The sequence below is a fragment of the Desulfohalobium retbaense DSM 5692 genome, assembly GCF_000024325.1.
Classification (GTDB): Bacteria; Desulfobacterota; Desulfovibrionia; order Desulfovibrionales; family Desulfohalobiaceae; genus Desulfohalobium; species Desulfohalobium retbaense.
In genome coordinates this window covers 2,530,416-2,555,296 of record NC_013223.1, presented here as the reverse complement: position 1 = coordinate 2,555,296, position 24,881 = coordinate 2,530,416, and the positions used below count along the sequence as shown (strand labels likewise).

Genomic DNA, 24,881 nt, shown 5'->3' with positions numbered 1-24,881 from the left:
GGAGGTGTCGGCGGTTCAGTTCACGGTCTGAAACATGCGACCCCAGCGGATTTCGTCAAATCCTTCCCACGACCAGTAGATGATCCAGGCCTCGCCTTTGATCTTCGAGTGCTCCACAAAGCCCCAGAACCGGGAGTCATAAGATTCGTCTCTGTTGTCACCCATGACGAAGTACTTGTCCTCGGGCACGGTTACCGGTCCGAAATTGTCCCGGCGGGGAACGGTGGACGGGTCTGTGTGCTGGACATAAGGCTCCTGGAGCTTTTGCCCATTGCGGTAAACCTGTTTGTCCCGGATTTCGATGGTGTCTCCGGGCAGGCCGATAATACGCTTGATAAAATCTTTCGAGGGCTCCTCGGGGAACTCAAAGACGATGATGTCTTGGAACTCGGGATCGGAGACCGGGATGACCGTGAAGTCGGTAAACGGGGCCTGGACGCCGTAGATAAACTTGTTCACCAGGAGGTGGTCGCCGATCTGCAAGGTCTGCAGCATGGACCCGGAGGGGATCTTGAAGGCCTGGACAACGAAGGAACGGATAAAAAAAGCGAGGACCAGGGCGATGATCAGGGCCTCGGCGTATTCTTTGATCAGATTGTGCCAGCGTGGATTCATAATGGGGTGTCCATATCAACTGTTGGAGTTACTCCGGCAGGTGCAGCGGCAATGCGATCGGGGCGCCAGCAATCGAAGGGTTCAGACTTCGCGGCGGCCCAGGCCGGGTCAATCCTCATCCAGGCTCAAGGCGGCCATGAAGGCCTCCTGGGGGATCTCCACATTGCCCATCTGTTTCATGCGCCGTTTGCCTTCTTTCTGTTTTTCCAAGAGCTTACGCTTTCTTGTGATATCCCCGCCATAACATTTGGCGGTCACGTTTTTGCGCAGGGGAGCGTTGCGCTCCTTGGCCACGATTTTGTTGCCGATCGCGGCCTGGATGATGACCTCAAAGAGCTGCCGGGGAATGGTCCGCTTGAGCTTGAGAGCCAGGGCCCGGCCACGGTGATAGGCTTTGTCCCGGTGGGCGATGGTCGACATGGCGTCCATGGGTTCGCCGTTGATCAGGATATCGAGTTTGACCAGGTCGGCCGGGAAGAAACCAATGACTTCGTAGTCCATGGAGGCGAAGCCGCGGGTCACGGATTTGAGGCGGTCGAAGAAGTCGAAGACGATCTCCGCGAACGGCAACTCGTAGGTAATGATTACTCGCGAGGAGGTCATGTAGCGCATATCCTTCTGGATCCCCCGCTTTTCTTCGCACAGGGTCAATACGCTGCCGACGTATTCGTTCGGCACATGGATCTCCATGCGCACGTAGGGTTCGGCGATTTCCTCGATCTGTTCCCGGGCCGGAAGTTCACTTGGATTGTCGATGGTAAAGGTCGCCCCGTCGATGGTCGTGACCTGATAGGCCACAGAGGGCGCAGTGGCAATGAGCTGGGCTTGAAATTCCCGTTCCAGGCGTTCTTGAATGATTTCCATGTGCAAAAGGCCCAGAAAGCCGCACCGGAAGCCGAACCCAAGAGCCTGGGAGGTTTCGGGGTCGAAATTGAAGGCGGCGTCGTTGAGTTGCAACCGCTCCAAGGATTTTTTCAAGGGCTCGTATTGCGAGGGTTCTGAAGGGTAGAGCCCGCAGAAGACCATGGGCTGGATCTTTTTGAAATCCGGAAACGGCGTGGCCGTGGGATTGGAGGCGGCAGTGATCGTGTCGCCGACGCGGGCGTCGGTCAGGTCCTTAATGCTGGCAAAAAGGAAGCCGACCTCGCCGGGTCCGAGATAATTGACCCGCTGGGGTTCGGGCGCGAACATCCCCAACTGAGTGATCTCGAACTCCTTTTTCGAGGAGAACATCTGGATGCGCTGGCCGTCGTTCATGAAGCCGTCCAGGATCCGGAACAGGACCACTACTCCTTGATACGGATCGTACCAGGAGTCGAAGATGAGGGCCTTGAGCGGGGCTTCCTTGGCCCCGGCCGGCGGCGGGACATCTCGGAGAATGCGTTCCAGGACCTCGGGCACGCCGTCGCCGGTCTTAGCGCTGACCATCAAGGCCTCACTGCAATCCAGGCCGATGGCCTCCTCGATTTCCTGCAGAATGCGCTCCGGTTCGGCGCTGGGGAGATCGATCTTGTTGAGAACGGGAATGATCTCCAGATCGTTGTCCAGGGCCAGGAAAACATTGGCCAGGGTCTGGGCTTCGACGCCCTGGGTGGCGTCAACGACCAGCAGAGCCCCCTCGCAGGCGGCCAAGCTGCGCGAGACCTCGTAGCTGAAATCCACGTGGCCCGGAGTGTCGATCAGATTGAGTATATATTCCTGGCCGTCCGCAGCGGTGAACGGGATGCGCACGGTCTGGGCCTTGATGGTGATGCCGCGTTCGCGTTCAAGATCCATCCGGTCCAGGTATTGGTCGCGTTTGTCCCTGTCGGCGACGAGGCCGGTGAGTTCGAGAATGCGATCGGCCAGCGTCGACTTGCCGTGGTCGATGTGGGCGATAATGCTGAAGTTGCGTATGCGTTTGGGATCGGTCATGGCCATAAGGCTGTGCCCGTTCTCCTTCCAAAAGAGGTGTTCGAAAAGTTCCTGTTTTGCTTGAGCGGCTTTTGCGGCGATTGGCCTGGTCATAGGCGTCGCGAAAAGCGCGGCTTATGGGGCAAAGTCAGGAAAAACCGGCAGCGTGATCGGGACAGGAGAAGTTTTCCGGTCCTGCCTGCTGGAACCGAACTTTCATAGTCGATTTCCAGTCTGCTGTCTAATACGCAGCCATTGTCTGGGCAAGCATTTCCTGCCAGCGACGCTTGGTCCGCCAGGAAAAACCTCCGGGAACGCAGGGCCAGATCGAATTGTTCTGGCACAGCGGGTCTTCGGCAATGGGCCGATCAGAGACCTCTACGGCGCGTTCAAAAAGGGGCGTGCCGGGCAAGGGCGAAAAATGGGCCAGTTGGGGGCGTATACCCGAGGCGGCGGCGAGTCGAGCGGCTGCCAGGACCTCGGCCTCGTTTTGATCGGGCAGGCCGAAGAGGATATAGGCCCCGATATCTTGGGCGCGGAACCCGGCGGCAAAGAGATTGTCCACCCCCTCCTGCCATTGAGGAGCCGAAAGCTTGGCATCAAAGCGGTGGTCGAAATCGCCGCTTTCCAGTCCCAGGCGGATGGTGGTCAGACCGGCCCGGAACAGGGCCCGGCAGACTTCCGGGGTCAAGGCCTGGACATGCATGGCATTCGGGGTGTGGAGCCGAATGGGCTCGGGCAGTTCGCAGATCTGGTGCAAAAATGGCAAAAGCCAGGTTGTCGGCCGGAGCAAAAGAGCGTCGTCGTAAAAGGCGAAATCCCTGACCCCTGCCTGGTATTGGGCCCTGAATTCCTGCCATACGGATTCGAAGCTGCGTTGGACGAACCCGGAGTACAGGTGCCGGCTGGCGCAATATTCACAGCCGTAGGGGCATCCCCGTGACCCCAGAATGGGGGCATATTCCGGTGCGGCATAGAGATCCAGGGCCAGGTTGAAGCCGGCCTGGGGCGGAAGCGGTGGCGCGGTACCGCCCATGGCGCTCCAGACCCGTTGCCAGTTCCCACCGGTTTCCAGCGGCCCGGAGAGCACGAGATCAGCCGACCATGTCGCGGCGTGCTCCGGACAGAGTGTGGGGTACACGCCACCGATGGCGATCGGCACCCGGGGCCAGATTTCGCGAACGAGCCGGAGCATCTGGACCGCGCCGGGATACCAATAGGTCATGGCGGTGGTGATCAAAACCAGATCCGGGGGCGGCGAAAGGTGGCTCAGGGCGCTGCGTACGGTCTCGTACGCATGGCCGTAGCGGCTGAATTGCCGCGGCACATCGGACAGGTACCAGGGAACCGGCAAGGGGGTGCGGGGATAGGGACCGCAACCGAAATTTTTGCGCCGCGGCCAGGGGCTTTCTTGCCACATCTGATCGAGGCAGTCCAAAAGCGCGATGCTGGCCCCGCTTTGGCGCAAGGTCTCCAAACAGGCCAATAAGCCTGCCGGCCTGGCCCACAGGTTGTACGCGGCGAAGTCGGTGATCCAGGGATTGATGCCCAGGACACGCGGCTCGTGGGAGGAGGAATCAGAAGAGTGCCAGGTAATCCCGGGCCACTTCGGCCTCTTCGCTTTGGGGGGCTGCGGCAATGATGCGCTGGAACCAGGTGCGGGCATAGGCGGTGTTTCCAACCCGGAGGTGGTTTTCGGCCAGGGCGAGGAGCATGGCCGGCCTCTTGGGGAGCTTGGCTTGAGCTGTCTCCAGGCGCGTCAGGGCTTCTTCGATCTGGCCCTGAGAGACCAGAACCTCATTGAGCACCAGATAGGCCGGTTCGAAACGGTCGTTTTCCTCAATGGCCCGCAGCGCCAGGTCGGCCGCTTTTTGGGGGCGGTCGGTCTGTTGGTACAGGCGGGCCAGATTCAGGGCGGCGCGTTCCGGCGAGAGATAGGTCAAGGTGTCCAGGGCGGTCTGAAACGCCTGTTCCGCCTTATCCGGGCGGCTTTGGGCCACATAGACCTGCCCGAGATTGTTCCAGGCCTGCGCGAATTCTGGATCGATGGCCACTGCCTGGCGGAGGTGCTTTGCAGCCGCGGGCCATTGGGAGAGGGCCATATAGGTCAGCCCGAGGTCGAAGTGGTAGCGCTTGGAATGGTCACCCGAGGCGCCGATTTTGCGCAGTTCCTTGAGGCTCAACCGGGGTTTGTCATTATTGAGGTAGGCCTCGGCCAGTTCCAGATGGGCCTCGAGCACAGGCGAGTGCGTCGTCGGTGCGAGGTGGGCGCAACCAGCTAAGCCACCACCGATCAGGCAGATCAAGAGCGGCGCAATCCGCACGAATCGTAGCATACCCTCTCCCCTGGAAAGCTTGGGTCAAATCCCGGCGACCACACGTGTGGACGTTTCTCGCCCTGACTCGTCTACCCTATACCCCCGCTTCCGACAACACAAAGCGACCGGCACCCTTTCATCCACCCGCACCGCCGGCCGTGGTCGGCGGTGCGGGAAGGTTTCCGGGCCGCGAAGGCAGCGTCGTGAACAGTTACCAGGCCGTTGAAAATCTCCCAATGACAGATAGGCGCAAAATGTTCAGCCTTGTACGTACGGCTCAGTACGCTGCGACCTTGAACGTTTTGCCGCCGTCTTTTGGGATGTTTGAACGACCTGCACGATAAGGAATTTTTCAACAGTCAGTTAAATAACCTTGTTCAAAGGATATTCGATGATGCCCTCGGCGCCCTGGGCCTGGAGCTGAGGGATCAGGTCCCGGACCACGCTTTCCTCAACCACGATTTCCACCGAGGTCCAGTCGCTGTTGTGCAGATGGGCCACGGTCGGGGCGTTGAGGCTGGGCAATAATTCCATGACCGTGTCCACGCGGTCATGGGGAACGTTCATTTTCAGACCGACCAGTTTTTCGGCCCGCAATGCTCCTTGCAGCAAGGTGTTCATCTGTTCGATCTTGGCCCGCTTCCAAGGGTCTTCCCAAGCGGCCTTGTTGGCAATGAGCTGGGTGTTGGTCTGCAACAATTCCGCGATGATCCGCAAGCCGTGGGCGCGAATGGTGGTCCCGGTCTCGGTGACCTCCACGATGGCGTCGCACAAGCCTTCGACCACCTTGGCTTCCGTGGCCCCCCAGGAGAATTCGACTTCCACAGGGATGCCGGCCTGTTCGAAATATTTCCGGGTGAAATTCTCCAGTTCGGTGGAGATTTTCTTGCCCGCCAGGTCCTCGGGGCGTTTATACGGGGACTCGTTTGATACGGCCAGGATCCAGCGCGCCGGACGGTTGCTGACCTTGGAGTAGACCAGGTCGGAGACGACCACCACGTCGGATTCGTTTTCCAGGATCCAGTCCTTGCCCGTCAGGCCGACATCAAGGGTGCCGTCCTCGACATAGACCGCCATTTCCTGGGCCCGGCACAAGGAGCATTTCATGGTCTCATCATTGATGTCCGGGAAATAGTTGCGGTGGTGCAGGCCGATTTTCCAGCCGGATTTGGCAAAAAGGTTAATGGTTGCGTCCTGCAACGATCCTTTGGGGATACCGAGTTTGAGCAATTGTTCACTGGACATCTCAGGAATAGACCTCCTCAGGGTTGAATACTTTCGGGGAACAGATGCTCCAGGCACCGTCCTTATACTCTTCATAAAAACAGCTCTTATAGCCTTTGTGGCAAGCTGCTCCGCCCAGCTGCTCGACCAGCAGAAGGACCGTGTCCTGGTCGCAATCAAGGCGGACACTGTGGATTTTCTGGACATGTCCGGAGGTGCCGCCCTTGCGCCACAGGCAGTCGCGGCTGCGGCTGTAATAGTGGGCTTCTCCGGTTTCCAGCGTCCTGTTCCAGGCGTCTTCGTTCATATAGGCCAGCATGAGGACTTCGCCGGTGGTGGCGTCCTGGGCGATAGCCGGGACCAGACCGTTGCCTTTGGCAAAATCGGGTTGTGGCATGAGAGATCCTTGTCGCTCGATGTTATGTGTTGGTGACAGTGGGGCCGCAATTGTTTGCGCCGGCAGTGCGGCGGGTCTTGAGTTGGCCGCACGCGGCGGAAATATCCTGCCCTTTGCTTTTGCGCAAGGTCGCCGTCAACCCCTTGTCGCGGAGCAACGTCTCGAACGCAAGGACCTGCTCGGTCTCGGGGGCCGAATAGGGGAGTCCCGGACAGGGGTTGAACGCGATGAGGTTGACCTTACAACGGATGCCATTGAGGCAGCGCACGAGTTGGCGGGCCTGGTCGAGGCTGTCGTTCACCCCGCCCAAAAGAACGTATTCGATGGTGACCCGCTGCCGCGGGGCCATGGGGTAGCTGCGAAGCCGTGCGAGAAGATCCGGTAGCGGAAGCATTCGAGCGGCCCTGGGCATGATCTTCTCGCGCAGTTCCTGGTTCGGGGCGTGCAGGGAGACGGCCAGGGACGCCTTGTGGCTGTGGCCCAGGGCGTCCAGGGTTCCCGGCACGCCTACGGTGGAAACCGTGACCCGGCGCGGAGAAAAATTCATGGCCGAGGCATGGATGAGCCGATCCAGGGCGTTGTCAACGTTTTCCCAGTTCAGCAGGGGCTCGCCCATGCCCATAAAGACGAGGTTGCGCAACCGCATACCCGTACCGGTCTGCCAGAGGTGATTGCGGGCCACGATGACCTGTCCGGCGATCTCTGCCGCGCTCAGATTCCGAGTCAATCCCATCTGTCCGGTGCTGCAAAAGGTGCACCCCAGATTGCAGCCGACCTGTGTCGAGAGACATTGGGTGAAGTGTTCCCCGCCGGGAATGAGCACCGTCTCCAGCACATGGCCGTCGTGGAGGTTGAGCAGGAATTTTCTGGTCCCGTCGGCGCTGGTGTGGACTTCGGCTACAGTCGGCAGCGCTATGGGGAAGACCTGCGACAAGGCGCTTCGCAGGGATTTCGAGACATTGGTCATATCCTCAAAGCTTGTGGCGCCTTTGATCCACAGCCATTGCCAGATTTGTTCGGCCCTGAAACGTGGCTGCCCCTGTTCAGTGAGCCAGGCGGCGAGGTCGTCGAAGGAAATGTCGTGTATGGTTTTCGGTCTCATTGTTGTGCTGACAACCCGGCTGCCGGACGTGACGAAAGTCTGTCCCGCGAGTGTCACGAGGATGCGACGGTCAGGTTGTGGTTAGGGTGTTGTCCGGCCCCGTATGCCGAATCGAAATTGTCCCGGCCTGTCAGGCAGGGAAGCTCCAGCACGCAGTCTCTCTCCCGCTGCGGTAGGGGCAGAGGGACGCATTGGGTGCTCACGGATGCGGGGGTTGGGTTCTCGGCTGGGTCGTGCTGCGGGCCGGGACTCAACTGGAGGCGCCCTCAGGGGCGTTCTGGTCCTGGGACTCGGACGCGTATTTGTCCCACCGATAGCGGAATTGTCTGAAATTCAAGCCGACGAGCTGGGCCGCCTGGCTCTTGTGTCCGCCGGTGGCGTCCATGGCGGCTTTGAGAATCTTGTGCTCTTCGCTTTGCAGGTGGTCCTCCAGACTGAGTTCACCACCTAAGACCCGGTTGACCCCGGACGGATCCGCTGCTGCATCCTGTTCGTAGATGATCAATGAGGACGGGGTGATAGTATTCCCCTGCTCCAGGGCCACAGCCCGTTCGATGATATTTTCCAGTTCCCGAACGTTGCCGGGAAAGTGGTAACGCTGCAATTTCCTCCGGGCTTCCGGGGACAAGCGCAAAAGGGAGCGTTTTTGCTCTCGGCAGGCCCGGCCCAGGAAATGCTCGGCCAAAAGCAGGACATCGGAGCCGCGATCGCGCAAGGGGGGGAGGTGGATGATCATCCCGCTTAAGCGGTAGTAGAGATCGTCTCGGAAATGCCCTTGGGCCACGTCCTGGTCCACTTGGCGATTGGTGGCCGCGATGATCCTGACGTCGGTCGTGATCTCTGAAGCCCCGCCCAGAGGAATAAAGGACTTGTCCTGGACGCAGCGCAGCAGTTTGACCTGGGTGCTTGGGGCGAGTTCAGCGACCTCGTCGAGAAAGGCGGTTCCGGAGTCAGCGAGCTCAAGCAATCCTTTTTTGGGCTTGTCCGCACCGGTAAAAGCGCCCCTGCGGTAGCCGAACAGCTCGCTTTCAACGAGATTCTCAGGCAGTCCCCCGCAATTGATGACCATGAGGGGGTTGTCCCGACGCGGGCTCTGGGCATGGATGGCCCGGGCGACGAGTTCTTTGCCCGTGCCAGACTCGCCGGTGACCAGAATGTTGATCACCGTCGGGGCGACCCGTTCGACGAGGTGGAAGACCTCTTGCATGCATGGGCTTTCACCAATGATTTCCCCGTAGCGGCCCTGGATCTCTTTTTTGAGCCAGCGGTTTTCCTCCTGCAGTCGCGAGGTCTTGAGGCTGCGCTCTACGACCAGCAACAATTCCTGTACATCAAAGGGCTTGTGGATATAGTCACTGGCGCCGAGTTTCATGGCCTCGACCGCGCTGTGGCTGTCGGCGTAGGCGGTTATCATGATTACTGGCAGATCCGCCCAGTTCTGACGCACGAGGCGCAGGAGGTCGACGCCGTTTTCCTGGCCGAGCCGGACGTCCAGCAGGACCAGGTCCACGCCGTTGTTTTGGACGGCGGACAAAGCCTGCTCGCTGTTCTCGGCCGTGAGCGGGCAGTGGCCGCGGCGTTCCAGGGCAATCTCCAAAACTACACGGAGACTGGCGTCATCGTCGACAATAAGTACCGTGGCCATAGGCGGTTAGTGGCTCCCTGCGAGAGGGGCGTTGCCGTCATAGATACAGCGCCCGCCTAGAAAATGGGCGCTGACGCGCCCTGTGAGCGATGCGCCGAGACAAGGCGTGTTTTTTCCCAGCGAGGCCAGGGAGCGGGGAGAAACATCCCACTGCCTGTGGGGGTCAAAGAGGAGAAAGTCAGCCGGAGCTCCGGCGGTAAGAGCCGACGGGGCAGGCAGACCGAACACCTCGGCCGGAGCCTGAGACCAGAGCCGTATCCAGTCTGCTGCGTCAAGTTCGTTCTGGGCGACGAGCCCCCAGGTCAGACTCAAGGCGGTCTCCAGACCGGAGATGCCGTTGGGTGCGGCCATGAAGGGAACATCCTTTTCATGCCCGGCGTGGGGGGCGTGGTCGGTCACCAGGCAGTCGATAACCCCTTGGCGAACGGCTTGGCGCATGGCCTGGACATCATCCGGGGTGCGCAAGGGGGGATTGACTTTGGCCAGGGTGTTGAAGCCCTCGAGCAGCCCCTCGTCCCACAACACATACTGGGGACAGGTTTCAGCAGTGATCGGCACCCCTTTTTGCTTGGCCTGAGCGATGAGTTCCACGGATTCGCGGCAGCTGATGTGGGCCAGATGGATGGGCAGATCGAGATAGCTAGCCAGAAGGATGTCCCGGGCGACATGGAGACTCTCGGCCACCGTGGGTTGCCCTTTCAGTCCGAGGCGGCTGCTCATCCGACCCTCGTTGATCCCGGCCCCCGGAGCGAGATGGGGGTCCTCGCAATGGTCAATGACCCGGCAGCGCCAATCGGCGGCGTATTCCACGGCCCGCCGGAACAATTCCGTATTACTGACCGGATTGCCATCGTTGGAGAAGGCGACACAGCCAGCTTCAGCCAGTTCAGCCAATGGGGCGAGTTCCTGGCCTTGCAGTCCTTTCGTGGCTGCCCCCACGGGGAGCAGGGCCGGGCCCTGCGGGTGGCTCTTTTGAGCTGCATCCAGAAGAAACCGGGTTGTGCCCGGGGTATCATTGACCGGGTCGGTATTGGCCATGGCCATGACCTGGCCGAATCCCCCGGCTGCAGCCGCCTGCAATCCGGTAGCGATGGTCTCCTTGTGCTCAAAGCCGGGCTCGCGCAGATGGACGTGGCTGTCAAGGCACGAGGGCCAGAGAAGGGCGCCGTTGCCCGGGAAGACAGAGCACTCCCAGGACCGGTTCGGCTCATGGGGCTGGACGGCGAGGATGCGTTCACCAGCCAGGAGCAGGTCGCAGGGGGTGCCGTCTGGATGCTGGACGTTATGGACCACGAGTTCGCAATCGGCCATGTCAGGCTTCCTCCCGAGTGGACGTCAGATAGAGATAGAGCAGCGCCATACGTGTGGCCACGCCGCTGGAGACTTGGTCCAGGATCAGCGAGTTCGGGGCATCGGCCAGTTCCGCAGCGATTTCGATCCCGCGATTGATGGGCCCCGGGTGCAGGATTCGGGCCCCTGTCCGGGCGTGGCTCAGATGGGCCGGCCCCAGGCCGAAGTGGCGGGCGTATTCCCGCAGATCAGGCAAAAGCCCGGCCTGCTGGCGTTCGAGTTGCAAGCGCAGGCAGATGACCGCGTCCATGTCCTGACAGGCCCGACCCAAATCCTGCTCGATCTCCACCGGCCATGACTTCAGGGCCGGCGGAAGCAGGGTCCGCGGGGCGCAGACCCGTACCTTGGCGCCGAGCTTGGTCAAGAGTTCGATATCCGAGCGCGCGACCCGGCTGTGGGCGATGTCGCCGAGCAGCAGCACATTCTTGCCCGCAAAGGATTCCCAGACCTGAAACAGGCTGAAGCCGTCGAGCAGGGCCTGCGTCGGGTGGGCGTGCCAGCCGTCACCGGCATTGATAACCGCGCAGTCGAGCTGGCGGGCGAGATAGGCCGAGGCCCCGCTGGCCCCATGGCGCAAGACAATGGCGTCCGGATGCATGGCCTGAAGGGTGAGGGCGGTATCGCTCAGGCTCTCGCCTTTTTGCAAGCTGCTGCCGGACTGGGCCAGCGAAAATGTGTCGGCCGAAAGCCGCTTGCCGGCCATGTCAAAGGAGATTTTGGTCCGTGTGCTGGGTTCGGCGAAAAAGAGCACAACACTTTTGCCTTTGAGGGTCGGGACCTTTTTGACCGGGCGTTGGTTGATTTCGGCGAATTTGAGAGCGAGATCGAAGATGTGTTCGATTTCCTGAGACGTCAGCTGCTGGATACTGAGCAGATCCTTGTGCGGCCAGTGCATGGTCGTCATCCTTGCTACGGGGGTCGATATCGCGCCCACTGTGCCAAGTTCAGCCACGTCAGGCAAGAGGAAGGCGGTTCGCCTTCTCCAGAGACAGCCGGGCATAGACAGCCCGTTTGCCGGGGGCAAGGCGGCCCAGACGTGGCAGGCCCAGGATGCGTGCCGGGGTCGTGGTCATGAAGCTGACCAGCTTGTCCAGGGTCAGTGTGCCGGACCAATGTTGGGCGATATACCAGGCCTCCTGCCATAAATCGAGGTCCCAATTTGAGGCCAGACTGTCCGTACCCAGACACAAGGGAACACCTGCGGCGTCCAGGGCTTCCCACAAAGCGCGCCCCACGCCGATGAAATCGTTGCTGCGCGGGCACAGACAGACAGTAGAGCCGCGGTGCGCGATAAGGTGCGGGTGGCCCGGGTCGAGGTGAACAGCGTGCACCACCAGGGTGGAGGAATCCAGAAGTCCCAACGAATCGGCATAGGCAACCGGGTGCAGGCCCGGCGGAGAAAAGGATTTGGGGACCAGCCGTTTGGTCAGCATGGCGCCAAACGGGCCGCGGCCGGTGGTCAAAAATTCTATTTCACCGGAATGTTCGGCGAGATGGAGGCTGAAGGGGAGTTCGTGGGAGCGACACCAGGCCTTGGTCTGGCGCAAAGTCTCCGGGCTTGTTGAATACAGGGCGTGTCCGGCAGGAGCGACGCGCAGCTTTGGAGTTGCCCCGGCATCAGGCAGACCTCGCGGCTGGCCCTGGGGCAAAGGGGCGAACCCGATCTGCTCGACCCAAAGGAGGGCATGGAGATCGCTTTGGCGCCATAACGAGGCCATGGCCTGCGGATTGTTCCCGCTGATGTCTCCCACGGCACAGATCTGACCGGCGGCCATTTCGTCTATGGCCTTGGAGACCGCCTTGGTGTCCAGATCCCGGGCCGGCAGCGCAAGCAATTGGGCGACCCAGTCCTCGAATCCGCCGCCGGGCTGGATGCGGTCCCGCAAGTGGCTGAGTTCGGTATGGGTGTGGGCGTTTATCAGCCCGGGCAGTAACACCGTCTCTCCTTCGTCGACCAGCCGAGCGTGGTGCGTCTGGGATAGCTCACCGTATTTACCGACAGCGCAAATCATCCCGTTGGCTTCCAGGATCGCTCCATTGTCGATCACCGGCCGGGCCGGATTCCGTGTGAGCAAGGTGCGCGAGCGCCGCAAGATCGGTGTCTCTGCAGAGGATGTTCGGGATAAAGGCATGGGGAAGTCATCCAAGGGGAAGAGGTTTGGGGCGCTGGATCACCGAGAGCAACGTCGATCGGGTCCGGCCGCGCCTATGGACATTGGGAATATGGCTGGAGGCAACTCGTTCGCAGTCGGAAGATGCGACCTGAGAGGACAGAGAGAGCACAACGGGAGTGCTGGAGAAAGATCCGTTCAGAGGCCAAAGTCCTCTATGGGGGTGCAAGCCCTGATCCGCTGTGGGCCCTGGGCTCTCTGTGGTTCAAAAGAGAACTGGATTCGAACAAGGGGATGTCCTGGACGCGTATTCGTCGCGCCAGAGATCCCGACGTTAGCCGAGGGCTTGGAGACAACATTGCGTGGCGTCCCAGGGGTACAAGCGGTCTCTGGACAATCCGATGCGTTCAAGCACGGGCAGGTTGCGACCGTGGTGGCCCAGAACCTGACTTCGACGTCTGCTGGGAAGGTAGAGCGCTTTGGGGCCGGCAGGCAAGCGGCGGCTGTGGCTGACGATGCGGCGCAAAAGGGCCCTGCTGCGGATGAGTTCCCCCAGGGCCGGATGCCACGGGCCGTCCAGGATCGCTTCCACCAGCCCCGCTTCTGGCGGAAGGCCCATACGGATGACTTCGATGCCCGAGTCTTCAATACGGTTCAGGGCTGCGGCCAGCGCGCGGACGGTTTGTGACAGCGGCCACGGCTGGTAGTCCCCTTCCCGCCAAAGGCGGGACAGAGGGGTGCCGTCAATAACCACACATGGATAGATGCGCAGACATTCGGGGGCAACAGACAAGGTCGCCTCTATATCTCTGGCCCAGATGGCCGGGGTATGCCCTGGCAATCCCGGGAGCAATTGGATGCCAAGCCCCATTCCGAAGGTTTTGACCCGGTTGCAGGCGGCAACGGCCGTTTCCGGCGTATAGCCGCGCTGGCTCTGGCGCAAGACGGTGCCGTCAAAGCTCTGGATGCCGATTTCTACAAGGTCGAAATCGTGTTCGGCAAGCAGGTCGAGCTTGCGGGACTCAAGAAAATCGGGTCGGGTCGAACACCGGACGCGCTCAAGAACCCCGCGGTTTTTGAATTCCCTGGCCAATTCGAGAAACCGTTGGAGCCACTGCAGGGGCAGTCCGGTGAACGTGCCCCCGAAAAAACCGAGCTCCAGCGATGTCCCCTGCCGTGCATAATTGCTGAGCTGGTCGTGAAGACGGGCGTGCATCTCCTCCAATGCGAGGGGGGATTGCCCCGTCTGCCGGTCCTGGGCGCAATAGATGCATCGGCCGGGGCAGCCTTGAAAAGGCAAAAAGACAGGGTGGATATGCCGTTTGGCCTTTCCAGTCGGAGCCGGGGCAAAGGTCGCTTGGCGAGAAGGGGCGGTAAGACCGGGGGCGTGAAGTTCCATATTTGTCTATTTGCGCATAGGTGGTTGAAAAAACAAATCTGATTGGCTAAGGACCAAGGGAGAACAGTACGAGCGAATGGTATCTCCGGAAGCCGCATTGGCCTCGCCACCTCGCGGAACCGAGGAGCACTTGCGAAAGCCGACTTTTTCGCCATGCAACAGTGGCTTTGCTCCGGTGCCCATCTGTCAGTGCGCAGGGCATGGAGACGATGGCGAAATGCCGCCGTAGGACCCTTGGCCGCTGGAAAGGACCAAAACCGGCTTCAAGGGTTCAGAAATCCTATTTTTGGGGGCAAAACACGAATTTTCTGTTGACAAAACAGCCAGGAACAGGTGTGTCGATAGATATGCTGTTTTACCAGTCTTTTGTACATCTGGCCTTGGTTGCAAGCATAAGAAATCTGCTGTCCCCGGCTCCCGGGGCGGCTCATGCTGCGGGGCAGCCTGGGCTCAGCCGTCTGGTGGTTTGAGAAGTGTCTCCCGGACACTCAGCCTAGCCCAAAAGCAGCGCATGGAGTTTACATATGCAGGATTGTCTTTTTTGTAAAATAGTCCGGGGAGAGATCCCCAGTGCCCAGGTCTTCTCCTCGGAACATGTCCTGGCCTTTTTGGACATTGGTCCGATCCATAAAGGGCATACCCTGGTCATTCCCAAAACGCACTACGCCACATTGTGGGAGCTGCCCGCTGCCCTGGGCCAAGAAATGCAGGAGGCGCTGCAAAAAGTGGGACAGGCTGTGGTTCAGGCGACGGCGGCTGACGGACTGAATGTGGTCATGAACAATTTCAGGGCGGCCGGCCAGTTGGTCGACCATGCCCATTGGCATCTGGTGCCCCGGTTTACTGAGGATGGTCTGCGCTGGTGGCCCCAGCAAGAGTATGAGAGTTCTGAAAGTATGGAGGCCGTGGCTCAGGCGATACGAGAGACACTGCAACCGTGAAGGGGTGAGCTATGCAGGGAAAAACGTTGACCAAAGCGGATATCGTGGACGCGATCTACGAACAGGGGCAGCGCAGCCGCGCCGAAGTCAAGAATATCGTCGAAGATATGCTTGATATCATGCGCGACTCCATCAAAAAAGACTACGCCTTGCTGATCAGCGGGTTCGGCAAGTTCGAGGCCTATGACAAAGAGCCCAGAAAAGGCCGCAATCCCCAGACCGAGGAAGCGATCACCCTGCCGGGGCGCACCGTGGTCGTTTTTCGCTTGTCCCGCCGCTTTCGCGCTGAGCTCAATCCGCGAGAATAAAACACGAAGGGATGGTCCGTTCCAGGCGGGCGAGGTGGGAGCGGGCGACTTCCAAGGCAGGGAAGACCCCGGCCTGGACCCGCCATACGTGGACGCCATTGACGTTTGCCCGGACAATTCGGGAATGGTCGTAGCCTCGGCTGCGCAACTCCCGGTATTGGGCCAGGGCGTTCTCCTTCTCCCGGTAGGAGCCGGTCTGGATGTAAAAGCGCCCGCGCACCTGTTGCGGCCAGGAGCCGACAGCCTTGATGCGCACCGGGGCCGTCCCCGGGCCGACGACGCCGAGACGCTTGGCTGCGGCAAAAGAGAGATCCAGGATGCGGTTCTTGACGAAGGGACCGCGGTCGTTGATTCGGACCGTGGTCTGCTTGTTATTGCGCAGATTGGTGACCATGAGTTTGGTGTTCATGGGCAAGGTGCGGTGGGCGGCGGTCATGGCGTGCATATCGTAGCGTTCGCCGTTGGCGGTGGGCTTGCCATGAAAGTCTGAGCCGTACCACGAGGCGATGCCCTGCTCGACATAGCCATTCGCTGAACGCAGGGGGCGGTACGTCTGGCCGTTGATGGTATACGGCCGGAAGGTGCCTGTGCTTTTGCTGGGGATGCTCGCAGAGTGCGGCGGTCCTTCGACCGATCCCATGCATCCAGCCAAAGACCACAGCAGCACAAGGCTGCCCAAAACGGCACAAGCAGTGTGGAAAATTCGCATAAATGTGGCTTTGTTCGGCGTCATGCGGCCAGGACCCTGGTAGACCCCAGTTTTGTATGGCGTCCTAGAGCCAAGCGCCTGAAACGATTGGGCCCAGGCTCAGGTTGTCGGGCGCCAGGAACAGCTCCACCTCTGTGGGAGAACCCAGTCACCGGGTTCCCGAATTGAGAATGGTATAGCCTCCCCGCCGGGCAAAGTAAACCCGACACGATCCTTTGAGCATACAAAAAGCCCCATCCCGACGGGATGGGGCTTTGTCGTCTGGCTCCCCGGGACGGACTCGAACCGCCAACCTAGTGGTTAACAGCCACCCGCTCTGCCGATTGAGCTACCGGGGAAGACACGCATTGCGTGCGTGGCAAGGAGAAGTGTTTACAGAACGGGAGTTCACCTGTCAACAGGTTTTTCTGAGAAATCTCCGGGCAAGCCGGCTTTCTTGACGGGCTGACCAATTTGGCTTACCCACCATGAATTCAGCGTCAAACGGGAATTGGCGTGTGGTGCGGCGGTACGGTCAGACAAGCACGGAGTAGAGATTCTTGAGTAAGCAGAAGAAAGACAAAGCAGGGACTGAAAGTCAGGTCATCAAAAACCGCTGGGACAAAGCGCAGAATTTCGCCGAACAGGGTCTGGCGCTGTTCGGGAACACGTTTCGCAAGGATACGGATATTCAGGACCTGATCCAGTCCTATGAGTCCCTGAGCGCTGAAGATCTTGAAAACGTGGAGCACACGTTTGCCTTGGCCGGTCGGATCATGGCCATTCGCTCGTTTGGCAAGGCCACTTTCATGCATATCCAGGACAGCACCGGCAAACTCCAGGTCTTTGTCCAGCGTGATGCGGTCGGAGCTGATCTGTACAAGCTCTTTAAAAAGTTCGATGTCGGTGACATCGTCGGTGTCCGGGGGACGCTTTTTCGGACCCGAACCGACGAATTGACGCTCAAGGCGGAGCATGTCGAACTGGTCACCAAATCCATGCGGCCGCTTCCGGAAAAATACCACGGCCTCAAGGATGTCGAGACCAGGTATCGCCAGCGATACGTCGATCTGATCGTTACCCCCCAAGCTCGGGATATTTTTGTCAAACGGACCCGTATCGTCCAAGGGTTACGCCATTTTCTGGACAATCGTGGCTTCATGGAGGTTGAGACCCCCATGATGCAGCACATTCCGGGCGGGGCGACGGCCCGGCCGTTTGTGACCCACCACAACGCGCTGGATATGGAGCTTTACCTGCGCATCGCGCCGGAGCTGTATCTGAAGCGACTGTTGGTCGGCGGGTTGGAGCGGGTGTATGAAATCAACCGCAATTTCCGGAATGAAGGCATCTCCACACAGCACAATCCAGAATTCACCATGCTCGAATTCTATTGGGCCTACGCCGATGTCTACGATCTCATGGATCTGACCGAGGAGATGTTTGCCCAATTGGCCCAGGACGTCTGCGGGACGACCCGGATTACCTATCAGGGGCAGGAGATCGAGCTTGGCGGCCGCTGGAACAGGTTGACCTTCCACCAGGCCCTGGAGGAGATCGGGGGACTTGAGCCGCAGCAGTATCAGGACCATGATCAGGCCCAGGCCCTGGTCCAGCGGCTGGGCGAGAATGTCCAGACCGGAGAGCAACTCGGCAAGACCCAAGCCAAATTGTTCGATCTGCTGGTGGAGCCCAAACTCATCCAGCCCCACTTTATTTCGCACTACCCGACCGACATTTCCCCCTTGTCCCGGCGCAATGAGGAGAACCCTGAACTCACAGACCGCTTTGAACTGTTTATTTGCGGCCGTGAAATGGCCAACGCGTTTTCCGAACTCAACGACCCCTTTGACCAGCGGCAGCGCTTCGAACAGCAGGTGCAGGAAAAAAGCGCCGGCGATGATGAGGCCCACGCCATGGATGAAGACTATCTCCGCGCTTTGGAGTACGGCATGCCGCCAGCGGCCGGCCAAGGGGTGGGCATCGACCGTCTGGTCATGCTTTTGACGGACTCGGCTTCGATTCGTGAAGTTATCCTCTTTCCGTTGCTGCGGCCGGAAACCAAGACAGAATAATGGGTTTTGAACGATTTATCGCGGTGCGCTATCTCCTGGCGCGACGCAAGCAGACTTTTATTTCCGTGATTTCCCTGATCTCGGTCCTCGGCGTCGGGCTCGGCGTGGCCGCGCTGATTGTTGTCCTGGGGGTCATGAACGGGTTCAGCAATGAATTGCGGGACAAGATCCTCGGGGTCAACGCCCACGTGATCGTCGGCGCCACGAGCGGCGGGTTTGCCGATTATGAGCAGACGGCCGAGACCGTTCGCCGCGTCCAGGGTGTGACCGGTGTCATGCCCTTTATCTATTCCGAAGTCATGTGCAGCACGCCCCACGGCGTCAAAGGGGCCGCCTTGCGAGGAATCGACCCCGAGCGGGCGCCGGAGGTCTTGAACCTTGGCGAACAAATGGTTCAAGGCTCGCTTCAGGCGCTCACGGAACCCGGAGAGTATCCCGGGATCATCCTCGGTCAGGACCTGGCGGATCGCCTCGGCGTGTTTAGCGGACGAACCATCAACCTCCTTTCTCCCAGCGGGCAATCTTCCGCAGCGGGATTTTCTCCAAAAATCAAGATTTTTCGAGTTGTGGGCGTCTTCGAATCCGGCATGTACGAATACGATTCGTCCCTGGCCTATGTCGGACTCCCGGCGGCCCGGGATCTTCTGGGGTTCGGCGGCGAGTTGGTCACCGGTCTCGAGGTGCGTCTGGCTGATGTCTACCAAGCCCCCCAGATCGGGGAGGCGGTCCTTGAACGGCTGGACCCGTCGCGATTCTATGTCCGCAACTGGATGGAGATGAATGAGAGCTTTTTTTCAGCCTTGAAGCTCGAAAAGACGGCCATGTCCGTTATTCTGGTCATGATTGTTCTGGTGGGGTCGTTTAGCATCATCACCACATTGATCATGCTGGTTATGGAAAAAACCAAGGATATCGCGATACTTATCTCCATGGGTGCACAGGCACACAATATCCGCAATATCTTCATGCTCCAGGGGACGATCATCGGTTTCGTCGGGACCGGGCTTGGTTATGCGCTCGGACTGGGGGTCTGTTTTCTCCTGGACCGGTACCAATTTATCCGCTTACCGGGGGACGTGTATTATCTGGACCACTTGCCCGTGCAATTGGAGTGGCTGGATATGGGGCTTATCGGAGTCGCCGCGCTGGGATTGTGCTTCCTGGCCACCTTGTACCCGGCGCGTCAGGCGTCACGTCTGGAACCGGCGGAGGCCCTACGCTATGAATAGTCCGGTCTATGAACTCCGCCAGGTGCGCAAGGTGTATTCCGGCCCGGCTGAACAATTGACCGTGCTCGATGGCGTCGATTTTGCGATCGCCCGCGGCGATTCCCTGGCGGTCCTCGGGGCCTCCGGGTCAGGCAAAAGCACCTTTTTGCATCTGCTCGGGACCTTGGATACGCCGAGTTCCGGTTCGCTTCTGTTCGATGGCAAAGATCTGGCGCAGTTTTCAGACCGGGAAAAGGCGGTCCTGCGCAACTCCCAGCTCGGTTTTGTTTTTCAGTTCCACCATCTCCTGCCCGAATTCACGACCCTGGAGAATGTGGCCATGCCCGGACGGATTGCGGGCAAATCTCGAGCTGAAGCCGAAGATCTGGCTGCAGCGGCTCTGGACCAGGTCGGTCTGGGCCATAAAGGGCGACAGCAGGTCAACACCCTCTCCGGAGGAGAACGGCAACGGGCGGCCATTGCCCGGGCCGTGGTCTTGAGCCCCTCGGTCCTGCTGGCCGACGAACCCACAGGAAACCTGGATGAACGCACCGGCGACCGGGTCGGCGACCTTTTGTTTCGTTTAAATGACGAATTGGGGACAACCATGGTTGTGGTGACCCACAATCTCCGGTTGGCCTCCCTGTTTTCCCGGCAATATCTGTTACATGACGGGCGCCTGCAGCCAGCGGCGTCCGAGTGAGATCTGTTTCGCTTCCCTCGCTCCCGGCCCGTGCGGGCGGCAGGGGAGACCACGCCAACGGCTTGTGGAAACGTTTTAGTGTAGAGGCTGCTGAGCCGCCCGGTGGGCTTCATTTGAGCGTTGACCGAGCGCAGAGGAGGAACGACATGCGCTGCACTCTCCCTTTGATCTGTATTGCTCTTCTCGTCTGGGCCCTGATGGGAGCTGTCCCCCCATCAGTCGCTGCGGCCCAAGCAGAGGACACGGCCCTTGTCGTGCTCCCTTTCGAGATCAATGCCGAGCAAAATCTTGACTATCTGGGCCAGGACCTGCCGGAGATGCTGCGCGGCAAACTCCGGGACAAGGGGTTTGCTGTCCGCTCCCAGGAAGACACTCTTCGGCTTTTGCAGCAGGAAGAGGTCGAGTTTTTGAATCTGGAACGGGCCAGGGATCTGGCGTTGTTGGGCAAGGCCCAATACGCGATCTACGGCAGCCTGAGCCAGGTCGGCACGAATCTCAGTCTCGACGCCCGCTTGGTGGAGGCCACCGGCCTGAAACAGCCGACTCCGTTTTTCGTGGTCAAAGAGGGCCTGATCAACCTTATGCCAGCTGTAGAGGAACTGGCGGACAAGGTTGCCGACCAGATCTTGCGCAAGGAGAAAATCAGCGAGATCAAGGTGGAAGGCAACGAAATCCTTGATGACGATGTGGTCCTGATGCGCCTGCGCCTCCAGGAAGGGGACACGTATGACCCCAAGGCGATCAACACCGAGGTCAAACGGCTGTACCAGCTCGGGTATTTCGATGACGTCCGAGTCGAAGTCGAGGAGACCCGGGAGGGCAAGGAGGTTGTCTTTCAGGTCCAAGAGAAACCGTTGATTCAGGCCATTGGCGTCAAAGGTGCCGATGCCATCGACAAGGACGATATCCTGGAGGTCATGTCGACCAAGACTGGGGCAGTTCTCAATCCCAAGGTTATCGCCGAGGATCTGAAAAAAATCCGCGAAGTCTACCGCAAGGAAGGGTATTATCAGGCCGAGGTCGATTATGAACTCGAGCAGACCGATCCCCGCAAGGCGCGTTTGAACGTCCTCGTCGAAGAAGGGGACAAATTGTATATCGAGGACATCCGTATCAAGGGCGCCAAAGTCCTGGACCCCGGTGATCTCAAGGATGAACTCGCGCTTTCTGAACGGGGGCTGTTTTCCTGGCTCACAGGCCGTGGGGTACTTAAAGAGGAATTGCTGGACCGGGATGCCGCCGCCCTGGAGGCCTATTATTCCAACCGCGGGTTCATGGACGCCAAAGTCGGGCAGCCCGAGGTCGAGTACACGGACGAGGGCATTGTGATCACCTTCCACGTCAAGGAAGGGGACCGCTACAGCGTGGCCGGGGTGGATTTCAGCGGTGACCTGTTGACCGGAAAAAAAGAGCTTGCGGCTCAGACCCAGCTCGATGATGCGGCCGAGGAAAAGGCCCCCTTTGATCGCTCAGTGCTGCGGGAGGATATACAGAGCCTGACCGACTTTTACACCAACTACGGCTATGCCTATGCCGAGGTTGATGTCCAGATGGATAGGGACCGGGACGAGGATACGGTCCGCGTATCGTATAATTTGCGCAAAAATCAGAAGGTTTATGTCCGCCGGGTGACCATTGAGGGCAACACCAAGACCCGCGACAATGTCATCCGCCGCGAGATGCGCCTGGCAGACGGCGACATGTTCAGCGGGGCCGCACTGCGCCGGTCCAATGTCCGGCTGCAAAAACTCGACTATTTCGAGAAGGTCGATATCCAGACTGTTCCGACCTCTGACCGCGAACGCATGGACCTGGTGGTCCAGGTCAAGGAAAAGTCCACAGGCATGCTCAGCGCCGGTGCCGGGTATTCCAGTGTCGACAGTGTCTTTTTGAGCGGCCAGGTCAAGGAGCGCAACCTGTTCGGCAAAGGGTACACAGCAAGCCTGCAGGGAACCTTCAGCGGCTCCCGGACCCGGTACGATCTCGACTTCTGGAATCCCCATCTCTACGATTCCCCATTGGGGGCCGGAACCAATGTCTACTATGTGACCCGCGAATACGACGATTACGACAAGAATTCCATCGGTGGCAAAGTCAAGTTCGGCTATCCCTTGGGCGAATACACCCGCTTGTTCTGGAATTACCGGCTGGAAAAGTATACCCTGGACGAAATCGACGAGGACGAGGTCGACGAAGACATCCTTGAGCGCGAAGGGGAAAATTGGGCCAGCGCCGTGTACGCTTCGATCAAGCGCGACACCACGAACCGCCGTTTGAATCCCTCCAAGGGCACGGTCAACACCCTTTCCGTGGAATATGCCGGCGGCCTGATCGGCGGGGACGACGATTTCGTGAAATTCATCTACGACACGAGCTTTTACCAGCCGTTGCCGTTTGAACATATTTTCCACTGGCACGCCCAAGTGGGGCATGTCATGGAGAACAGTGACGATGAGGTGCCGGATTTCGAACGCTTTTATCTCGGCGGGATGGATGACGTCCGGGGCTATCCCGGTCGGGAGATCTCACCCGAGGACGATAGTGGTGACGAAATCGGCGGCCACACCTCGTTTTTCACCAATTTCGAATATCTGTTCCCCTTGAGCGACGAGCTCGGATTGATGGGGCTCGTCTTTTTTGACGCCGGGGACACCTGGGCCAAGGACGAGAGCTTTGACGGCGAACTCTACAAGGCGGTTGGCGCCGGTGTTCGCTGGTACTCCCCGCTTGGTCCCCTGCGCCTGGAATACGGCTACGGTCTTGATGAGATCGATGGGGAAACAAGTGGCGGCCATCTCGAGTTCTCCGTTGGCCAGTTTTTCTAAAAAATGTCTCTAACCCATGAGGAGAAAAAGCATGTTGCGCACTCTCGCCACACTGCATGTCTTTGTATTTCTGCTGGTCTGCACTGCACCGGGCTTTGCCGCTGATCTCAAGGTCGGTATTATCGACATGCAGCGGATTATCGAAAAGTCCGAGCCGGGCCAGAAGGCCATGGACCAACTCAAAAGCGAATTCACGGATCTCAAATCCAAGCTGGACACCAAGAAGGCGGAGATCGACAAGCTCCGTCAGGCCATCCAGAAGCAAAGCGTCATGCTCAGCCAGGAGGCCAAAACGGACAAAGAATTGGAGTTCAAGCGCAAAGTCCGTGATTTCCAGGACATGTATAAAGCCTACCAAAACAAGATGCAGGCCAAGGAAAAAGAACTCAGCGCCCCGATCATCCAGAAGCTCGCTGAAGTCATCGACGCCTACGGCGATAAACACAACTATTCGTTTATCATGGACAAGCGCAATAGTGGCCTGGTCTACGGCAGCAACGCCCTGGAGATCACCGAAAAGATCATGGTCGAACTCAATAAGGCCTGGCGCAACCAGCAGCAGGCAGAATAGCCCGGGAGGCGGATGTGAAACTCTCTGAACTCGCGTCCACCCTGGGGCTTGCCTATCAGGGACCGGACAAGGAGATCCGGGGGGTGGCGACCCTTGAAGAGGCTGGGCCCGAGGACATCTCGTTTTTGGCCAATCCGAAGTACGCGGGGATGCTGCAATCCACCCGCGCCGGAGCGGTCATCCTGGCCGAGCGGTTTGGCGAACAGACCACCACAGCCCTGGTCAGTGAGAATCCGTATCTGGATTTCGCCCGAGCGGTGCAGTTGTTTGCCAAACCGCAGGGCAGTTTCAACGGCCATTCCCAACAGGCCTGGATCCATCCCGAAGCTGAGGTCGCCGACGACGCGGTTGTCTATCCTTTTGTCAGTGTCGGAGCCGGGGCACGTGTGGGCTCGGGCACAACGCTTTTCAGCGGTGTCTATGTCGGTGAGGATTGTCAACTCGGTCCGAATTGCGTGATTTACCCCAACGTGACCTTGATGGCCGGGACCCAATTGGGCCAGGGAGTTATCCTCCACGCCGGTGTGGTCCTGGGCAGTGACGGTTTCGGCTTTGCCGAAGCGGCCGCGGGCCGGGAGAAATTTCCTCAGGTCGGGCGGGTTGTCGTCGGCGACAATGTCGAAATTGGGGCCAACACCTGCGTGGACCGGGCCGCCCTTGGAGAGACCCGCATCGGTTCTGGCAGCAAGATCGATAATCTGGTCCAGCTCGGTCACAACGTTCAGGTCGGGGAGAACTGCATTCTGGTCTCCCAGGTCGGCATAGCCGGCAGCACCAAACTCGGCCGCAACGTGATTATTGCCGGCCAGGTGGGCGTCGCAGGACACCTGGAGATCGGCGAGGGCTGCCGCGTGGGGGCCAAGTCCGGCGTCGGCCGATCCCTGCCGCCGGGCACGGATGTCAGCGGCATCCCGGCCATGGACCACGCCACCTTTTTAAAATCTTCCGCAGTACAAGGGCGCCTGCCGGAAATGGCGCGCACAGTGCGGCGGCTCGAAAAAGAAGTCGAAGCATTGAAGGCGGCCCTGGCCTCGCAAGGAGAAACCAATGTCTGAAAGCGTTTCGGTTGTGGAATGCCGGGATATCCTGGCCATGCTCCCCCACCGGTATCCGTTTTTACTTGTCGACCGGGTGCTGCAGTACGCTCCGTATGAGTCGCTGCAGGCCATAAAAAATGTGACCTTTAATGAGCCGTATTTTCAGGGCCATTTTCCCGATTATCCCGTCATGCCGGGGGTGCTCATTCTGGAAGCTCTGGCGCAGGCCGGGGGCATACTGGTGGTCAAATCCATGCCGGAAATCATTGGTTCCAAAATCTTCCTCTTCACCGGCATTGAAAAGGTCCGCTTCCGTCAACCGGTCTTCCCCGGTGATCAATTGCATCTCTCCGTCGAATATGTGCGTCATAAGCTCAATATGTGGAAGATGCGGGCCACGGCTCAGGTCGAGCAGCGGCTCGTCGCCCAAGGGGAATTCAACGCGAGTATTGTGGACCGGGAGGATTAACC

The 24,881-nt window shown here is 59.4% G+C and carries 22 protein-coding genes and 1 tRNA gene; 9 read left to right on the top strand and 14 right to left on the bottom strand.

Going from position 1 to position 24,881, the window contains the following annotated elements; all coding sequences use genetic code 11:
* Positions 1 to 15: 15 nt before the first annotated feature.
* From lepB to DRET_RS11205, 12 genes are all read right to left on the bottom strand, one after another.
* Positions 16 to 615, bottom strand: coding sequence for a signal peptidase I (lepB, locus tag DRET_RS11260; RefSeq protein WP_015752674.1), 600 nt, complete (start codon positions 613 to 615; stop codon positions 16 to 18).
* 108 nt (positions 616 to 723) lie between these two features.
* On the bottom strand, positions 724 to 2,535 hold the full coding sequence (lepA, locus tag DRET_RS11255; RefSeq protein WP_015752673.1) for a translation elongation factor 4: 1,812 nt from the start codon (positions 2,533 to 2,535) through the stop codon (positions 724 to 726).
* A gap of 214 nt (positions 2,536 to 2,749) precedes the next feature.
* Positions 2,750 to 4,174 carry a B12-binding domain-containing radical SAM protein gene (locus DRET_RS11250; protein ID WP_052293306.1) on the bottom strand — a complete coding sequence of 475 codons (1,425 nt, stop codon included), beginning with the start codon at positions 4,172 to 4,174 and terminating at the stop codon, positions 2,750 to 2,752.
* Complete coding sequence (locus DRET_RS11245) at positions 4,086 to 4,844, bottom strand: tetratricopeptide repeat protein (protein ID WP_015752671.1); 759 nt, start codon at positions 4,842 to 4,844, stop codon at positions 4,086 to 4,088. The genes DRET_RS11250 and DRET_RS11245 overlap by 89 nt, the downstream gene beginning before the upstream one ends.
* Positions 4,845 to 5,189: 345 nt before the next feature.
* The gene (hisG, locus tag DRET_RS11240; protein ID WP_015752670.1) at positions 5,190 to 6,071 is read right to left on the bottom strand and encodes an ATP phosphoribosyltransferase; all 882 of its coding nucleotides are present in this window, start codon (positions 6,069 to 6,071) and stop codon (positions 5,190 to 5,192) included.
* 1 nt (position 6,072) lies between these two features.
* Positions 6,073 to 6,447 carry a phosphoribosyl-AMP cyclohydrolase gene (gene hisI / locus DRET_RS11235; protein WP_015752669.1) on the bottom strand — a complete coding sequence of 125 codons (375 nt, stop codon included), beginning with the start codon at positions 6,445 to 6,447 and terminating at the stop codon, positions 6,073 to 6,075.
* 22 nt (positions 6,448 to 6,469) lie between these two features.
* On the bottom strand, positions 6,470 to 7,549 hold the full coding sequence (rlmN, locus tag DRET_RS11230) for a dual-specificity RNA methyltransferase RlmN (protein ID WP_015752668.1): 1,080 nt from the start codon (positions 7,547 to 7,549) through the stop codon (positions 6,470 to 6,472).
* A gap of 250 nt (positions 7,550 to 7,799) precedes the next feature.
* Positions 7,800 to 9,194 (bottom strand): sigma-54-dependent transcriptional regulator, encoded by a 1,395-nt coding sequence (locus tag DRET_RS11225; RefSeq protein ID WP_015752667.1) that lies wholly within the window; start codon positions 9,192 to 9,194, stop codon positions 7,800 to 7,802.
* Between the two features lie 6 nt (positions 9,195 to 9,200).
* Positions 9,201 to 10,505 carry a dihydroorotase gene (locus DRET_RS11220; RefSeq protein ID WP_015752666.1) on the bottom strand — a complete coding sequence of 435 codons (1,305 nt, stop codon included), beginning with the start codon at positions 10,503 to 10,505 and terminating at the stop codon, positions 9,201 to 9,203.
* Between the two features lies 1 nt (position 10,506).
* Positions 10,507 to 11,439 (bottom strand): aspartate carbamoyltransferase catalytic subunit, encoded by a 933-nt coding sequence (locus DRET_RS11215; RefSeq protein ID WP_015752665.1) that lies wholly within the window; start codon positions 11,437 to 11,439, stop codon positions 10,507 to 10,509.
* 58 nt (positions 11,440 to 11,497) lie between these two features.
* Positions 11,498 to 12,676, bottom strand: a complete 1,179-nt coding sequence (locus DRET_RS11210; protein ID WP_015752664.1) for an amidohydrolase family protein — start codon at positions 12,674 to 12,676, stop codon at positions 11,498 to 11,500.
* A gap of 313 nt (positions 12,677 to 12,989) precedes the next feature.
* Positions 12,990 to 14,054 carry an elongator complex protein 3 gene (locus DRET_RS11205; RefSeq protein WP_015752663.1) on the bottom strand — a complete coding sequence of 355 codons (1,065 nt, stop codon included), beginning with the start codon at positions 14,052 to 14,054 and terminating at the stop codon, positions 12,990 to 12,992.
* A 524-nt stretch (positions 14,055 to 14,578) separates the two neighbouring features.
* On the opposite strand from DRET_RS11205, the gene DRET_RS11200 reads away from it, so the two are divergent.
* A complete protein-coding gene (locus DRET_RS11200; protein WP_015752662.1) occupies positions 14,579 to 14,995 on the top strand; it encodes an HIT family protein in 417 nt (138 codons plus the stop codon).
* Between the two features lie 11 nt (positions 14,996 to 15,006).
* Positions 15,007 to 15,303, top strand: coding sequence for an integration host factor subunit alpha (locus DRET_RS11195; protein WP_015752661.1), 297 nt, complete (start codon positions 15,007 to 15,009; stop codon positions 15,301 to 15,303).
* Here DRET_RS11195 and DRET_RS11190 read toward each other — a convergent pair.
* A complete protein-coding gene (locus tag DRET_RS11190) occupies positions 15,287 to 15,943 on the bottom strand; it encodes a septal ring lytic transglycosylase RlpA family protein (RefSeq protein ID WP_148214099.1) in 657 nt (218 codons plus the stop codon). The two genes, DRET_RS11195 and DRET_RS11190, sit on opposite strands and share 17 nt — an antisense overlap.
* A 331-nt stretch (positions 15,944 to 16,274) precedes the next feature.
* Positions 16,275 to 16,350: transfer RNA gene (locus DRET_RS11185), tRNA-Asn, on the bottom strand.
* Between the two features lie 201 nt (positions 16,351 to 16,551).
* Here DRET_RS11185 and lysS point away from each other — a divergent pair.
* The 7 genes from lysS to fabZ all read left to right on the top strand — a co-directional run bounded on the left by lysS (position 16,552) and on the right by fabZ (position 24,879).
* The gene (gene lysS, locus DRET_RS11180; RefSeq protein ID WP_015752659.1) at positions 16,552 to 18,066 is read left to right on the top strand and encodes a lysine--tRNA ligase; all 1,515 of its coding nucleotides are present in this window, start codon (positions 16,552 to 16,554) and stop codon (positions 18,064 to 18,066) included.
* The gene (locus tag DRET_RS11175) at positions 18,066 to 19,295 is read left to right on the top strand and encodes a lipoprotein-releasing ABC transporter permease subunit (RefSeq protein ID WP_015752658.1); all 1,230 of its coding nucleotides are present in this window, start codon (positions 18,066 to 18,068) and stop codon (positions 19,293 to 19,295) included. Before lysS ends, DRET_RS11175 begins: the two co-directional genes overlap by 1 nt.
* Positions 19,288 to 19,977, top strand: coding sequence for an ABC transporter ATP-binding protein (locus tag DRET_RS11170; RefSeq protein WP_015752657.1), 690 nt, complete (start codon positions 19,288 to 19,290; stop codon positions 19,975 to 19,977). Before DRET_RS11175 ends, DRET_RS11170 begins: the two co-directional genes overlap by 8 nt.
* 146 nt (positions 19,978 to 20,123) lie before the next feature.
* Positions 20,124 to 22,802: an outer membrane protein assembly factor BamA gene (gene bamA, locus DRET_RS11165; RefSeq protein ID WP_015752656.1), complete on the top strand. Its 2,679-nt coding sequence runs from the start codon at positions 20,124 to 20,126 to the stop codon at positions 22,800 to 22,802.
* A gap of 31 nt (positions 22,803 to 22,833) precedes the next feature.
* Positions 22,834 to 23,373, top strand: coding sequence for an OmpH/Skp family outer membrane protein (locus DRET_RS11160; protein WP_015752655.1), 540 nt, complete (start codon positions 22,834 to 22,836; stop codon positions 23,371 to 23,373).
* 14 nt (positions 23,374 to 23,387) lie between these two features.
* Positions 23,388 to 24,428, top strand: a complete 1,041-nt coding sequence (gene lpxD, locus DRET_RS11155; RefSeq protein ID WP_015752654.1) for a UDP-3-O-(3-hydroxymyristoyl)glucosamine N-acyltransferase — start codon at positions 23,388 to 23,390, stop codon at positions 24,426 to 24,428.
* On the top strand, positions 24,421 to 24,879 hold the full coding sequence (fabZ, locus tag DRET_RS11150; RefSeq protein ID WP_015752653.1) for a 3-hydroxyacyl-ACP dehydratase FabZ: 459 nt from the start codon (positions 24,421 to 24,423) through the stop codon (positions 24,877 to 24,879). Before lpxD ends, fabZ begins: the two co-directional genes overlap by 8 nt.
* Positions 24,880 to 24,881 lie beyond the last annotated feature (2 nt).